Source organism: Pseudomonas sp. WT-JTC, assembly GCF_056711565.1.
The window spans coordinates 1,667,308-1,682,239 of sequence record NZ_CM160042.1; the positions used below are offsets into that span (position 1 = coordinate 1,667,308).

Genomic DNA, 14,932 nt, shown 5'->3' on the forward strand with positions numbered 1-14,932 from the left:
ATTCATGCGCATTTCCACCGCCCAGTATTACGAAATCACCGCTGCGAACTACCAGCGCAACTTCAACAAGGCCATCGCGACCAGCAACGAAGCCAGCAGCCTGACCCGCGTCAATACCGCCGCCGATGATCCGATCGGTGCCGGTCGTTTGCTGCAGTTGGGTCAGCAGAGCGCGATGCTTGATCAGTACGGCACCAACATCCAGAGCACCAAGAGCGCGTTGAGCCTGCAGGAAACGACGCTCGACTCCATCGGTACCGCTTTGCAGCGCGCCAAGGAACTGGCCCTCGCCGCCAGCAACGGCATCGCCACCGACGCGGACCGCAAGGCCTATGCTTCGGAGTTGGGTCAGATCCAGCAACAAGTGTTGGGCCTGATGAACTCCAAGGATGCGAACGGCAACTACGTGTTCTCCGGTTCGAAAACCGACACTGCGCCTTATTCGCAGAACTCGGACGGTACCTACAGCTACAACGGCGACCAGACCACCGTCGACCTTGGCATTGGCGATGGCATGACGATCGGGACCAACACCACCGGCTGGGATGCGTTCCAGCAGACCATCAATACCGGTCGCACCCAAACCACCATGACCGCTCCGGCAGTGGATGACGGTCGCGTGGTGCTGTCCAACGGTACGGTCGGCACCAGCTCTACCTACAACGCGAAGTTCTCTGGCGGCCAGCCCTACACCGTCAGTTTCCTCAGCAGCACCCAGTTGAAGATCACCGACTCGCTGGGTAACGACGTTACGACCGAAGCCAGCCAGAACGGCGTCATCAGCAACGCCAACGGTGCCAACCAGACGGTCAGTTTCCGTGGCGTTGACCTGAAGCTGAACATCAACCTCAAATCCACTGATACCAACCCGGATGCGGTGATCGCCGGTCACAGTTTCAATCTGTCTTCCACCACGGATACCTTCAACACTTCGCGCAGTGCCGGTAACGCGTCGACCGCAGTCATCACCGGTTCCAGCGTGACGAACCAGACGGCGTACACCAACGCCTTTCCATCGGGCGGGGCGATCCTCAAGTTCACCAGTGCCACCGATTTCGACCTGTATGCGGCACCGATCACCGCCGACAGCAGGCCGGTGTCGTCGGGCACCGTGGCGGGCGGCAACGCCACTGCGGCGGGTGTGACGTTTGCCTTGGGCGGTGGCGCCCCGGCGTCCGGCGACCAGTTCGTGATTCAGTCCAACAACCATCAGACCCAGAACGTGCTCGATACCCTGGGCCAGATGATTACCGCGCTGAATACGCCAATCGACGGCAACCCGGTGGCCAAGCAGGTGTTTCTGGGCGCCATGGAGTCGGGAATGGGCAACATCGACAGTGCGGCCAACCAGATCGGCTCGGCCATCACCACGATCGGTGCCCGTGGTCAGGCGCTGGATAACCAGACCGCGACCAACGAGAGCCTGACCCTGGCGAACACGGCGAGCCAGTCGTCGATTCGCGATTCGGACCCGGCCGAAGTCATGACTCGCCTGACCTTGCAGCAGACCATGCTGCAGGCCGCGCAGCTGGCGTTCAGCAAGATTTCCCAGTTGGGCCTGTTCAACAAGATCTGATGGCGGTCGGGCGCGCAGGCGCCCGATTGTCTTGCCCCTTCAGTATTTATCGTCTTTTTTGCGGTAACAAAGGGCTCGCTTTTCAGGGCGGGCTCGCGCCGCCTGTGAGCCCGCCGTGAATTCACTCCCGCTTGTCAGCCTGGTCATTCCTGCCTTCAATCCGCGCTTCTTCGGTCGTGCCTTGCACACGGCTGTGAGTCAGAGCTACGGCAATCTGGAGATCATCGTTTGCGATGACAGTCGCGGTCATGAGATCGAAGAGATCGTGGCTTCGGCGGTTGAGCAGGGCGCGGCCGTACGGTATGTGCGAAATCCGCGAACCCTGGGGCTGGTGGGCAACTTGCAAGCCTGCCTGGAGCAGGCGCAAGGCGAGTACATCAAGTTTCTTTGTGACGATGACCAGTTGTTCTCGGCCTGCATCGAGCGTCAGGCCCAGGCGCTGATCGACTGCCCCGACGTCAATCTGGTCGTGGCCCAGCGGCTGCTCTGGGATGCCGACGACATGCCGCTGCCTTCGCGCCTGGAAAACACCCCGCTTTCCCCGGTGGGCGGGGTGTTCAAGGGCGAGGACCTGCTGGCGATCTTCGAAAACTTCCCGGTCAACATCCTCGGCGGCTTCAGCAACGCGATGTTCCGTCGGGCGGACGTGCTCGAACTGTTCCCGGCACTGACTCAGCCCGGCCATTGCTTCGTCGCGACCCTCGATTTCGCCTTGTACGTCTGCCTGATGCGGCGCGGAAATCTGGCGGTGTCCAATCACGTGCTCGGGGTCGAGCGCCTGTACCCGGAGCGTTTGAGCGGCCAGCAGGCGATGAAGGACGCGGCCGAAACCGAGCGGCAATGGCTGTCGCAGATGCTCAAGGCCCGTGGCGGCGAATCTGCGCCGGCGCAGGGTTGGGTGCGTTATGTGCCATTGACCAAAGTGGACGAGTCACCGCGGGTTTGGGAGGAATTGCCGCTGAGCCGGACCCTGGGGACAAAACAGACTACCCAGGACTGGCATGTCGGCATCGCCAGTGTCAGTTTCGCGCAACTGTATGCCCAGTGGCTGGCGTGCCGCACGATCACCGACGGTCAGCGCGAGCTGCTGGCGGATACGCTCGAAGCCTGGCCGAGCAGACCCAAAATCGTTCCGGTCATCATCGATGAGCATGGCAGTCGTTCGTCGCTGGAGCTCACCCTGCAATCGCTGGCAGATCAGGATTACGCCCCTGAACTGACACTGGTGCTGTCGGCATCCTGTACGCAAGCCGGGCTGGACGAGCGTGTGTTCCGCTTGCCGTTGCAGGACGACTGGCAGCAGCAAATCAACACCCTGTTGCCGCAACTGGAAGGCGCTGGCTGGTTCTATCTGTTGCGTGCCGGTGATCGCCTGGTGGCGCCGGCCTTGCTGATCATGGCTGAACGAATTGCGCTGTCGCGCACGCTGACCTGCCTGTACAGCGACGAAGGCGGGCTGCATCAGGGGGAGTCGGCCGAGCCTGCATTCAAGCCGGACTTCAACCTGGACCTCATGCGCAGCTATCCCTACGTCGGGCGAGCGCTGGCATTCGAGCGCGAGCAGTTCCTGGCGCTGGGCGGATTCGATTCGGCATACGGTGAGCTGGCGCCACACGATATGTTGTGGCGCATGGTCGAGCTTAGCGGCACGCACGTGGTCGGACACGTTTCGGAGGTGCTGCTGGAGTCGGCGTTCGACCTGACCAAATGGCTGTCGCTGCCGGAAGTGGTGGACACCAATCCGCGGCTGCTTGAGGCGCACTTGCATCGCCTGGGTGTCGCCCACGACATTCGCCAGGGCAGTTCGCAACTGCTCAATCGGATCGACTATCACCATGCCGAGCGGCCGCTGGTGTCGATCGTTATCGTCAGTAAAGATCAGACCCTGGCGTTGCAACGTTGTGTCGAGAGCCTGCTGGAGAAAACGGCCTACGGCGAATACGAGTTGCTGTTGGTGGACAACGGCAGCGAGAGCGTCGAGGCGCTTGACTGGTTCGCCGGCATGGCGCAACTGGGCAGCGACCGGATCCGGGTGTTGCGCAGTGAATTGCAAGGCAATGCGGCGGCGGTGCGCAATTTCGCCGTGCGGCAGGCGGCTGGCGATTACGTCCTGATGCTCAATCCTTACACGGTGATTACCCAGGCCGAATGGCTGGGTGAATTGCTCAACCATGCCCAACGTCCGGAAGTTGGCGTGGTGGGGGCCAAGTTGTTCAACCCCGATGGCCGCGTGCTGCATGCCGGCCTGATTCTCGGGTTGCAAGGGCCGGCCGGCGTGCCGTTCCATGGCGAGATGCTGCACGCAGCGGGCTACATGTACCGCTTGCAGGTCGCCCACGATTTCAGTGCTGTCGGCGGCGATTGCCTGATGGTGCGCAAGGCGGTCTTCGAAGCGGTCGGTGGCCTGGATGAGCAGGGCCTGGCACAGTCCCTCAACGAAGTGGACCTGTGTTTGCGCGTCGGCCAGGAAGGCTATCTGGTGGTCTGGACACCTCACGCGCAACTGGCGTTGGGCGCGCAACCGGCGGCGGTTGTGCATGAAGATGACCAGGTCCGCAGCGAACGGGAGCAGGAAGTTTTCTACAAACGCTGGCTGCCGATCGTGGCCCGTGATCCGGCCTACAACACCAACCTGGCGTTGCAGGGATTGGGCGGGGCAAGCTTCAGTCTGGAGCCTGGATTGCGCTCCGGTTGGAGCCCGTTTTCCAAGGCGCAATTGCCGAAGATTCTCGCGTTGCCGGTCAACGCGTCCGCCATCGGCCATTACCGGGTCACGCAACCGTTGATTGAGCTGGAGGCGGCCGGCAGGGCACAGGGGCGCATTCATTACAACCTGCCGACCATCATCGAAGTCGAGCGCCATTCGCCTGACGTGATCATCTTGCAGGGGCGCTATTCCGAAGGTCCGATCAACGAAATCCCGAGCCTGCAAAAATACTCCAGCGCACGACGCATCTATGAGCTGGATGACTTCGTGATCAACGTTCCGCACCGCAATGCGCACATCCGCAACATGCCGGGCAAGGACGAAATGGAGAAGCTGGTCCGGCGCGCCATCGGCATGTGCGATCGCGTGGTGGTCTCCACCGAGCCGCTGGGCAATGCGCTGTCGGACATGCATCACGACATTCGCGTGGTGCCCAACATGTTGGCGTCGCACTTGTGGACCGACCTGCGCGGCCAGCGCCGCACCTCGAAGAAGCCTCGGGTCGGCTGGGGCGGCGGCACCAGCCACCACGGTGACCTGGCGGTCATCGCCGATGTGGTCCGCGAATTGGCCAATGAAGTCGACTGGGTATTCTTCGGCATGTGCCCGGACGATTTGCGCCCGTACATGCACGAGTTTCATGGGGTGATCGGGCTGGATGTGTACCCGGCCAAGCTGGCCAGCCTGAACCTGGATCTGGCATTGGCTCCGTTGGAGTTCCACATCTTCAACGATTGCAAGAGCAATCTGCGGCTGCTGGAGTATGGCGCTTGCGGTTACCCGGTGATCTGCACCGACACCGAGGCCTATCGCGGCTACCTGCCGTGCACCCGGGTCAAGACCAACTCCACGGATGAGTGGCTGCAGGCGATCCGCATGCACCTGGCCGATCCGGACGCCAGCTATCGCATGGGCGATGAGTTGCGCGAGATCGTGCTGCGCGACTACGTGCTGCGCGGCGACAATTTGCGCTACTGGGAAAATGGCTGGCTGGCGGACTGACAGTTCACGCATCCATCCTGACCAGGCAGGCGACGTTGAGTCGCCTGCCTTTTTTTGGGTCCTTCACAGATAACGCAATACTTGTAGGAGCCGGCTTGCCGGCGATGGACTCAAGTGCCCCGCGTTTAACCAGTCCATACGCGTTATCGTTAACGACCTTCGCCAGCAAGCTGGCTCCTACAGGTCTGTGTTCCCCCGGGATTTATTGAGGAGCCATTTGCCCGCAAGACCCTGGCGCAGTACGCCGCAGACCTCTCTTCGTATCGCCAGGCACTGAACTGAAAGAGCTGGCGCGTTTCCTGCAAGTCCCCCTTATATCGCCATAAAACGAGCACTTCCGGTGAGTCCGGACGTGCCCTGAACGGCGGCAGGTTTAACCCGGATGGCCCGCAAAAGCTTGATACAGCTTGGCTGAGCCCTGTGACGAACGAGAGGGAAAGGGATGAAGGCAGTTATTTTGGCGGGTGGCCTGGGTACGCGGATCAGCGAGGAGTCGCACCTCAAGCCCAAGCCGATGATCGAGGTCGGTGGCAAGCCAATTCTCTGGCACATCATGAAACAGTACTCCGCTCATGGAATCCACGATTTCGTGATCTGCCTTGGCTACAAGGGCTATGCGATCAAGGACTTCTTCGCCAACTATTTCCTGCACACCTCCGATGTCACGTTCGACATGCGCAACAACCGCATGGATGTTCACCAGAACTACAGCGAGCCATGGCGCGTCACGCTGATCGACACCGGCGAAGAGACCATGACCGGCGGCCGGTTGCGCCGTGCCCGCCGCTACCTCGAAGACGAACAGGCGTTCTGCTTCACCTATGGCGACGGCGTGTCGGACCTCAACATCGGTGCGTTGGTTGATTTCCATCTCAAGCACGAAAAACTGGCGACCGTCACCGCGGTACAACCACCCGGTCGCTACGGCGCGCTCAATCGCGATGGCGACAAGGTCCTGGGTTTCACCGAAAAACCTCGCGGCGACGGTGGCTGGATCAATGGCGGGTTCTTCGTCCTCTCGCCCAAGGTCCTGCCGTTGATCGAAGGCGACGACACCTCGTGGGAGTCCGGCCCGCTGGATGGCCTGGCCGAGCGCGGCGAACTCATGGCGTTCCAGCACGACGGTTTCTGGCAGCCGATGGACACCCTGCGTGACAAGAACCACCTCGAGGCGTTGTGGCAGAGCGGGGAGGCCCCATGGAAACAATGGGACTGAGCACGCAATTCTGGCGCGGCAAGCGGGTGCTGGTCACCGGGCACACAGGGTTCAAGGGCAGCTGGCTGACGTTGTGGCTGCAAAGCCTGGGCGCCGAGGTCAGCGGGTTTTCCCTTGATCCGTCCACCGAGCCGAGCCTGTTCGAACTGGCCCGCGTTCACGAAGGCATCAATGATCAGCGCGGTGACCTGCGTGACCTGGGGGCCTTGCTGGAACTGATTGCCGAGACCCAGCCGGAAATCGTCCTGCACCTGGCGGCCCAGCCGCTGGTGCGCGAAGGTTACCGCGACCCGTTGGGCACCTATTCCAGCAACGTCATGGGCACCCTCAATCTGCTCGAAGCGATCCGTCAGGTGGGTGGCGTGCGCGCCTGCGTGCTGGTCACCACCGACAAGGTCTACGCCAATCAGGAATGGCTGTGGCCATACCGCGAAAACGAAGCGTTGGGCGGTCACGATCCCTACAGCAGCAGCAAGGCTTGTTGCGAATTGCTCGCGCAATCCTATGTCGCCTCGTTCTTTGCGCCTGAAAAGCACGCCGAGCACGGTCTGGCGTTGGCCACGGCGCGCGCCGGCAACGTGCTCGGAGGCGGCGATTTCGCCCCGGAGCGGTTGATTCCCGACGTGCTGCGGGCGTGGTCGGCGGATGAGCCCGTGACCTTGCGCTATCCGCAGGCGGTGCGCCCATGGCAACACGCGCTGGAACCGCTGGCCGGCTATCTGCAACTGGCTGCCGGCCTGTTTGAGCAAGGCCCGGAATTCGCCGGGGCGTGGAATTTCGGTCCCGGTGAAGCGGACATGTGCAGCGTCGGTGAAGTGGTCGAACTGCTCGCCAGCCGCTGGCCGCAGGCACGCGGGCTGCGCATCGAACCGAGCGATATGCATGAGGCCGGCCTGTTGCGCCTGGACAGCAGCCGCGCCCGTCAATTGCTCGGCTGGCAACCGCGCTGGTCGTTGCAGCAGTGCCTGACCCAGACCCTGGATTGGCATCTGGCGTGGCAGAACGGCGATGACATGCGCGCCATCAGCCTGGCGCAATTGAACCTGTACCGAGGCGCACTGTGAGTGAATTTTTGTTGAAGGCGTTGCCGTTGAACGGTTTGTTCAGCGTGCAGCACAAACGCTTCGAGGACCAGCGCGGACACTTTTCCCGGTTATTTTGCGAAGGCAGCCTCAGTGCGTTTGGCCAGGCGTTTCATATCCACCAGATCAATCACTCCTGCACCCGCGAACGCGGTAGCGTGCGTGGCCTGCATTACCAGAATGCCTGTGCGCCGGAAGCCAAATTGATCACTTGCCTGCGGGGTGAAGTCTGGGATGTCGCGGTGGATTTGCGTCCCGACTCCGAGACCTTCCTGCACTGGCACGCCGAACACCTGCGTGCCGGCGATGGCCGCAGCCTGTTGATTCCGGCCGGGTTCGCCCATGGCTTCCAGACCCTGAGTGCCGACGCCGAGCTGCTTTACCTGCACAGCAACGACTACATGCCGGAACACGAGGGCGGGTTGTCGGTGCTCGATCCTCGGCTGGCGATTGCCTGGCCGCTGCCTGTCAATAATCTGTCGGTGCGCGATGCCAGCCATCCAGCGCTCGATGAACACTTCGCCGGAGTGCGTCTATGAACTGCCGTGGTTGCGCCGCTGCGCTGACCCTGCCGCTGATCGACCTGGGCACCTCGCCGCCGTCCAACGCCTACGTGCGTGTCGACCAGCTGGAGCAGGTCGAACAATGGGTGCCGTTGAAGGTTGCCGTGTGCCAGCAATGCTGGCTGGTGCAAACCGAGGATTACACCAGCGCCGACAGCCTGTTCGATGCCGAGTACGCCTATTTCAGTTCGTTCTCCAGCACCTGGCTGGCCCATGCCGAGCGTTATGTGGCCGAGATGGTGGAGCGCTTCGGCCTGACTGCCGACAGTCGCGTGGTGGAAGTCGCGGCCAACGACGGTTACCTGCTGCAGTACGTGGCCAGGCGCGGCATCCCTTGCCTGGGCGTCGAGCCGACTCGCAGCACCGCGCAAGCGGCGCGGGAAAAGGGCCTGGAGATTCGTGAGCTGTTTTTCGGTCGCGATACCGCCGCGCAGTTGAAAAGCGAAGGCTGGGGCGCCGACCTGATGGCCGCCAACAACGTGTTGGCCCACGTCCCGGATATCAACGATTTCCTTGGCGGTTTCGCGACGTTGCTCAAACCGACGGGCGTGGCGACTTTCGAGTTCCCGCAGTTGCTGACCCTGATGGCCGGCCAGCAGTTCGACACGCTGTACCACGAACACTATTCCTACCTGTCGCTGACTGCTGTGCAGACGTTGTGCGAGCGCAATGGCCTGCAAGTGTTCGACGTCAGCCAACTCTCGACCCATGGTGGTTCGCTGCGGGTGTTCGTGCAGCGACTGGACGGCGAGCGTCGCGAAATGCAGCCGGCGGTTCAGCAACAGCTACAGGCCGAACTTGCTGCCGGTGTGAAAACCCCTGAGTACTACGCGACCCTGGCGCCCGCCGCCGAGCGCATCAAGCATGACCTGCTGCGCTTCCTGTTGCAGGCCAAGGCCGACGGCAAGCGCGTGGTCGGTTATGGCGCCGCGGCCAAGGGCAACACCTTGCTCAACTACGCCGGTGTCAAAGCGGACCTGCTGGCCTGGGTCGCCGATGCCAACCCGCACAAGCAAGGCAAATACCTGCCCGGTAGCCGCATTCCGATCGTGTCGCCAGCACAGATCGACATCGAAAAACCGGACTACGTGCTGGTGCTGCCGTGGAACCTGCTGGATGAGATCACCCAGGCCTTTGCCGGCATTCGTGCATGGGACGGTCGTTTTGTCATTGCCATTCCCGAGTTGATCATTCGATGAGCCGAATTCATTACACCAAACCCAGTGTCGGTGAGCTGGAAGCTGACTATGTACTCGATGCCGTGCGCCATGGTTGGGGAGAGCGCTGCTACGAGTACCTGACGCGGTTCGAAAAGTCCTTTGCCGGGCACGTGGGAGCGACGTACGCGATTGCAACGTCCAGTTGCACCGGCGCGCTGCATATGGGGATGGCGGCGCTGGGCATCGGTGTCGGCGATGAGGTGATCCTCGCCGATACCAACTGGATCGCTTCGGCCGCGCCCATCACCTATCTGGGTGCGACGCCAGTGTTCGTCGACGTGCTGGCAGACAGTTGGTGCCTTGACCCACAGCAGGTTCGACGGGCGATTACCCCAAGGACCAAAGCGATTCTGGCGGTGCACCTCTACGGCAATCTCTGCGACATGGATGCGTTGCTGGCCATCGGTCGCGAGTTTGGCCTGCCGGTCATCGAAGACGCTGCCGAGGCAATTGGCTCGCAGTGGCGCGGTCAAGCGGCCGGTTCGCTGGGCGCGTTCGGCGCGTTTTCCTTTCACGGCACCAAGACCATGACCACCGGTGAAGGCGGCATCTTCGTGACGTCGGACAAGGCCCTGTATGACCGTGTACTGACCCTGTCCAACCATGGTCGGGTGGCGGGCAGCAGCAAACAGTTCTGGCCGGATTTCCTCGGTTTCAAATACAAGATGAGCAACCTGCAAGCCGCCGTCGGTTGCGCGCAGGTTGAGCGGATCGATGAGCTCATCCAGCGCAAGCGAGCGATCTTCGCTCACTATGCCGATGCCCTGGCTTCCTTGCCGGGCCTGTCCATGAACCCCGAGCCGGACCATTCGCGTAACGGTTACTGGATGCCCACCGTCGTCTTTGACCGCGAACTGGGGATTACCCGGGACATGTTGATCGCCGCTTTCCAGGCCGCCGATATCGATGCGCGGGTGTTCTTCTGGCCGCTGTCGTCCTTGCCGATGTTCAGCGAACTGACGGCCGACTCGCCCGTGGCGCATTCGCTGCCGGAGCGCGCGATCAATCTGCCGAGCTACCACGACATGACCGATGACGATCAGCGCCGGGTCATCGAGGTGCTGCGCGCGCTGGTACTCAAAAGGACCCGGCTATGAAGGTTTACCTGCTGGGGGCGGCCAATCCTGAAGCGGTCCGGATGATCCTCACCCTGCAACGCAGCCAGCCGGACGTGCAGTTCGCCTTTCTCGATAACGATCCGGCGAAGCAAGGCACGCTGTTTTATGGCGTGCCGGTGGTAGGTGGCACCGACAAGGTGCCCGAGCTGAAAGGGCCCGACACACGCTTTGTCAATTTGATCACCGGCTCCACGGCGCTGCGTTACCGGACCACCTGCGAGATCGTCGAGGCCGGTGGCACCCTGGGCAACTTCATCCACCCGGGCATCGATCTGACGATGATCACGATGGGCGTCGGCACGTATCTGCAAGAGGGTGTGATCATGCAGGCGCAAGTCAGCCTGGGCGATAACACCAGTATCAGCGCTGGCAGCGTGGTGGGGCATGAGGGGCAGATCGGTCATTCCGTGTTCATGGCGCCGGGTGTCTGCATTGCCGGTTGTGTCGAGATCGGGGACGGCACCTTCATCGGCACCAACGCCACGATCCTGCCGCGATTGCGCATCGGCCGTTGGGTCACCATCGGTGCGGGCGCCGTGGTAACCAGGGACGTTCCAGACTATGCGGTTGTGGTGGGAAGTCCCGCCAGGACCATCAAGACCAATCCTGCTTCCTTTCAAGACGGTCGGGTTTTCAAGTAACCCCCGCGACCAATTTCCGGAGAGTCTGTAATGAATCCTCATGAGCAGTTTCGTGAAGAAGTAAAAGAGAACATCGAAGGCCTGCAACAGGACAAAGCGTTGCAAGCCACGTCGCTGGACTGGGTTGGCACGACCGCCAGGCACAAGTACACCTACAACTTCAGCTGGATGGGCCGCCCGATCATTCAGTTCCCCCAGGACATGGTCGCCATGCAGGAGATCATCTGGGCACTGCGGCCGGACATCATCGTCGAGACCGGCATCGCCCACGGCGGCTCGCTGGTGTTTTACGCCTCGATGCTGGAACTGATCGGCCATGGCGAAGTGCTGGGCGTCGACATCGATATCCGCCAGCACAACCGTGAGGCAATCGAAGCGCACCCGATGAGCAAGCGGATCCAGATGATCCAGGGTTCGAGCATCGATCCTGCAATCGTCGATCAGGTCCGCCAGCGCGTCGAAGGCAAGAAAGTGCTGGTGGTCCTGGACTCCAACCACACCCACGAACACGTGCTGGAAGAGCTGCGGGCCTATGCTCCGATGACCTCGGTGGGCAGCTACTGCGTGGTGATGGATACCGTGGTTGAAGACATGCCGGAAGATGCCTTCCCGGACCGCCCGTGGGGCAAGGGCGACAACCCGAAGACCGCGGTATGGGCTTACCTGGAAGAAAACCGTGATTTTGAAATTGACCAGGCCATTCACAGCAAGCTGCTGATCACCGTCGCGCCGGACGGCTATCTGCGCCGCGTGCGGTAATCGACAAGACATCGTTGGGTTTTTTCGGCGATTCGCCGTTGTGGGGAAATGTATGCAAGGCAAGACTAATTCTGAACACGGGTTGGCACTCAACGAACAGTTGACCGTGGTGCTGATGTCTCACGAGCGGCCGGCATTTTTACGTCGGGCAGCACGTTTCTACAGCGGCTTGCCTTGCAGGATTCTGGTGCTGGATTCTTCGACTGAAGGTCAGCCGGGCCTGGCCGGGCAGTACGAGAATGTGGATTACCAGCATGTCCCGCAGTTTGGCTACTGGGGGGTTCGCGCCAAGCTGGCTCATGGCGTGGAACAAGTGACCACACCGTTCATGGTGTTCGCCGCCGACGATGACTTCCATGTGCACGACGCCCTGCGCGCAGCCGTGGCATTCATGCAGGACAATCCCGATTACGGCCTGTGCCACGGTTACAGCATGATGTACCTGTCGCAACCCAACAGCGTCAGCTACTTCCGGCGTGACAAGAAGGTCTGCGAAGACTATTGCTCCGAGCACGCCGAGGAGCGTGTGCTCGACTACATGCACCAGTACCTCCCGCCTTTCTATGCCGTACAGCGCACCGACCTGGTACGTGACTGGTATCAGGTCATGCCTCAGGATACGTCCTTCCAATGGCAGGAAATCGGTCACACCTATTACATGCTGGCGCGGGGCAAGGCGCGGATTCTGCCAATCCCGTATGTCGTGCGTGAGATGAACTACGGGTATTCGGATCACAACACCGAGATCTTCCACACGCTGGCTCATACCGATGCCAGGACGGTCGCCGAGCGTGAAACCTTTGCCGCCTTCCTCTTCGGGCTGCCGACTCAAGTTCAAGGCGAGGACCCGGAGCAAGGCAAGCAGTTCGCGCTGCAAAGCTTTGAAGCCTTGGCCGACAGCTTGCGCACCGGTCGCGCACTGACCACCGAACTGATTATCGAGTCCGCCTGGACGAGCGTCGAGAAAGGCCCTGTGCGCCGTTTCGGCCCCAAGCAATACGTCGAGATGCCGTTCTACAACCAGGCATTTTTCGATGAGTTGACCCAGTTCGAGTTCCTGTTGCACGCCATGCCGGCCGGTCGCGTTCAGTTGCAAGGCCTGGAAGGTATCTGGACCCGTCAACAGAGCCTGATGCTGGCGCATAACAATGACACGCCGGAAAGTGTGGTCGACCGTTTGTGGCAAGCCCACGACAGCAACGTGTTCAACCGCGTGGTGGTCAAGCGCCTGGCGGCACAGCTGGAGCTGCTGGGCGAAGACGAAGAGGCGCAGCCCCTGCGTGACTGGGCTGCACGTCTGGAGGCGGTGTCGGTCGAGGGCAATGGCGCGACGTTCGACAAGATGCTGTCCGGTCGTTTGCTCAAGTGGCTTGCACCGCGTCAGCCCGATGCACATGAGGCTGAGTCGATCGCCCGGCACCTGGCGGCCAATGACGGTGGCCCACAGTTCGGGATCTTCCTGCTGGACCTGGATAACGATATCGACAAGCTGCAAGTCTCTCTCGACAGCCTGCTCGAAGGTCACAGCAAGGCGTTCAGGATTGTGGTCTTCACCACCGGTGAAGCACCGGCGGCGACCACGGCGCAGAACACCCTGCACTTTGTCCGGGTCACGCAAAGCAACTATGTCGATAAACTGAACCAGAGTGCTCGTCAGTCGACCTGCGATTGGTTGCTGCTGGCTGAAGCCGGTGACGAATTCACCGCCGGTGGCCTGTTGCGCGCCAGCCTCGAGCTGCTGTCTGCTGCGGATTGCCGCGCCGTTGCTACCGACGAAATCCAGCGCACCCCGGAAGGCGCACTGGTGGACGTGTTCCGTCCGGGCTTCAATCTTGATTTGCTGCAAAGCCTGCCGGCCCTGATGGCGCGTCACTGGCTGATCCGTCGGGAAGTGTTCATTGAAGTCGGCGGTTACCAGCCTGACTTCAGCAAGGCCCTGGAATTCGACTTGCTGCTGCGCATCATCGAGCAGGGTGGCCTCAACGGACTGGCCCACCTGGACGAGCCGCTGGTGATTGCCAGGGCGCCGGTACTGGAAGAAAACGCCGATGAGCGCCTGGCGTTGTTGCGCCACCTGGGCAATCGTGGCTACAAGGCCAAGATCACTTCGACGGTGCCAGGTACCTGGCAGATCGATTACCGCCACACCGAACGCCCGCTGGTGTCGATCATCGTGCCGGCCGGGGATAATCTTTCGGCCCTGCAACAGTGCCTGCAAGCCGTGTTGCTGCGTACCCGCTACATCCAGTACGAAGTGCTGATCGCGCTCAACCCGAATCAGTCGGCCGAGGTCAACGATTGGCTGGGCACCTACCAGCATCCGAAAGTCAGCGTGCTGCGTGCCGAGCAGACCCTGAGCGACGCGGCGTTGTACAACGCGGCCAGCCTGCAGGCGCAGGGCGAGTATCTGGTGCTGTTGGCTGCCGACAGTGAAGTGGTCAACCCGAACTGGCTTGAGTCGTTGCTCAATCACGCCCAGCGTCCGGAAGTCGGTGTGGTCGGTCCCAAGTTGATCGACCGCGACGGCAAGGTTACCCAGGCCGGCCTGATTCTGGGCATGAACGGTGGTGTGGGGTCAGCCTTTGTCGGTGAAAAACGCGACGCCGAAGGTTACCTGCACCGGTTGGCGCTGGAGCAGAACTACTCGGCGGTATCGAAGGTGTGCCTGATGGTGCGCAAAGCGTTGTTCGACGACCTGGACGGTCTGGACAGCGTGACCTTCGCCGATGGCTTGAGCGATGTCGATCTGTGCCTCAGGGCCGGTCAGGCCGGTTACCTCACCGTGTGGACGCCGCTGGTGCAGGTCATTCATTCGGGTGAAGTGCCACAGGTGCCGCAGGCCCTCGATGCGCTGCGTGACAAGTGGGCGCCAGCCTTTGCGCAGGATCAGGCCTATAACGCCAATCTGGCCTTGAGCGGCAAAGGTTTTGCCCTGGGCGAAAGTGCTTCGGTGAACTGGGCGCAGTTGCTCGGGTAGGCCCGGCGAACAGGTATAAGGATTCAAGGCATGTTCAACGGAAAATCGATTTTCATCTCAGGCGGCACCGC

General features: G+C 61.4%; 10 protein-coding genes. All 10 read left to right on the top strand.

Going from position 1 to position 14,932, the window contains the following annotated elements; translation table 11 throughout:
* Positions 1-4: 4 nt before the first annotated feature.
* The 10 genes from AC06G5_RS07480 to AC06G5_RS07525 all read left to right on the top strand — a co-directional run bounded on the left by AC06G5_RS07480 (position 5) and on the right by AC06G5_RS07525 (position 14,861).
* Positions 5-1,576: a flagellar hook-associated protein 3 gene (locus tag AC06G5_RS07480; protein WP_413425103.1), complete on the top strand. Its 1,572-nt coding sequence runs from the start codon at positions 5-7 to the stop codon at positions 1,574-1,576.
* Positions 1,577-1,691: 115 nt separating this feature from the next.
* A complete protein-coding gene (locus AC06G5_RS07485; protein WP_413705444.1) occupies positions 1,692-5,285 on the top strand; it encodes a glycosyltransferase in 3,594 nt (1,197 codons plus the stop codon).
* Positions 5,286-5,727: 442 nt separating this feature from the next.
* Complete coding sequence (gene rfbF / locus AC06G5_RS07490) at positions 5,728-6,501, top strand: glucose-1-phosphate cytidylyltransferase (protein ID WP_413425107.1); 774 nt, start codon at positions 5,728-5,730, stop codon at positions 6,499-6,501.
* A complete protein-coding gene (gene rfbG / locus AC06G5_RS07495; RefSeq protein WP_480459209.1) occupies positions 6,483-7,565 on the top strand; it encodes a CDP-glucose 4,6-dehydratase in 1,083 nt (360 codons plus the stop codon). Before rfbF ends, rfbG begins: the two co-directional genes overlap by 19 nt.
* Positions 7,562-8,122 carry a dTDP-4-dehydrorhamnose 3,5-epimerase family protein gene (locus AC06G5_RS07500; RefSeq protein ID WP_413425111.1) on the top strand — a complete coding sequence of 187 codons (561 nt, stop codon included), beginning with the start codon at positions 7,562-7,564 and terminating at the stop codon, positions 8,120-8,122. The genes rfbG and AC06G5_RS07500 overlap by 4 nt, the downstream gene beginning before the upstream one ends.
* The gene (locus AC06G5_RS07505; protein WP_413425113.1) at positions 8,119-9,345 is read left to right on the top strand and encodes a methyltransferase domain-containing protein; all 1,227 of its coding nucleotides are present in this window, start codon (positions 8,119-8,121) and stop codon (positions 9,343-9,345) included. The genes AC06G5_RS07500 and AC06G5_RS07505 overlap by 4 nt, the downstream gene beginning before the upstream one ends.
* Positions 9,342-10,463 carry a DegT/DnrJ/EryC1/StrS family aminotransferase gene (locus AC06G5_RS07510; RefSeq protein WP_413425115.1) on the top strand — a complete coding sequence of 374 codons (1,122 nt, stop codon included), beginning with the start codon at positions 9,342-9,344 and terminating at the stop codon, positions 10,461-10,463. Before AC06G5_RS07505 ends, AC06G5_RS07510 begins: the two co-directional genes overlap by 4 nt.
* Positions 10,460-11,125 (top strand): NeuD/PglB/VioB family sugar acetyltransferase, encoded by a 666-nt coding sequence (locus AC06G5_RS07515; protein WP_413425117.1) that lies wholly within the window; start codon positions 10,460-10,462, stop codon positions 11,123-11,125. The genes AC06G5_RS07510 and AC06G5_RS07515 overlap by 4 nt, the downstream gene beginning before the upstream one ends.
* Positions 11,126-11,155: 30 nt before the next feature.
* Entirely contained in the window at positions 11,156-11,884 is a 729-nt protein-coding gene (locus tag AC06G5_RS07520) for a cephalosporin hydroxylase family protein (protein WP_015096269.1), read from the top strand.
* A 52-nt stretch (positions 11,885-11,936) separates the two neighbouring features.
* Positions 11,937-14,861, top strand: a complete 2,925-nt coding sequence (locus AC06G5_RS07525; protein ID WP_413425119.1) for a TIGR00180 family glycosyltransferase — start codon at positions 11,937-11,939, stop codon at positions 14,859-14,861.
* Positions 14,862-14,932: the final 71 nt, after the last annotated feature.

Excerpts from the sequence above, each read along its gene's own strand:
- AC06G5_RS07480 (WP_413425103.1), top strand. The coding sequence starts at position 5 with ATGCGCATTTCCACCGCCCAGTATTACGAAATCACCGCTGCGAACTAC.
- rfbF (WP_413425107.1), top strand. The coding sequence starts at position 5,728 with ATGAAGGCAGTTATTTTGGCGGGTGGCCTGGGTACGCGGATCAGCGAG.
- rfbG (WP_480459209.1), top strand. The coding sequence starts at position 6,483 with ATGGAAACAATGGGACTGAGCACGCAATTCTGGCGCGGCAAGCGGGTG.
- AC06G5_RS07505 (WP_413425113.1), top strand. The coding sequence starts at position 8,119 with ATGAACTGCCGTGGTTGCGCCGCTGCGCTGACCCTGCCGCTGATCGAC.
- AC06G5_RS07510 (WP_413425115.1), top strand. The coding sequence starts at position 9,342 with ATGAGCCGAATTCATTACACCAAACCCAGTGTCGGTGAGCTGGAAGCT.
- AC06G5_RS07515 (WP_413425117.1), top strand. The coding sequence starts at position 10,460 with ATGAAGGTTTACCTGCTGGGGGCGGCCAATCCTGAAGCGGTCCGGATG.
- AC06G5_RS07520 (WP_015096269.1), top strand. The coding sequence starts at position 11,156 with ATGAATCCTCATGAGCAGTTTCGTGAAGAAGTAAAAGAGAACATCGAA.
- AC06G5_RS07525 (WP_413425119.1), top strand. The coding sequence starts at position 11,937 with ATGCAAGGCAAGACTAATTCTGAACACGGGTTGGCACTCAACGAACAG.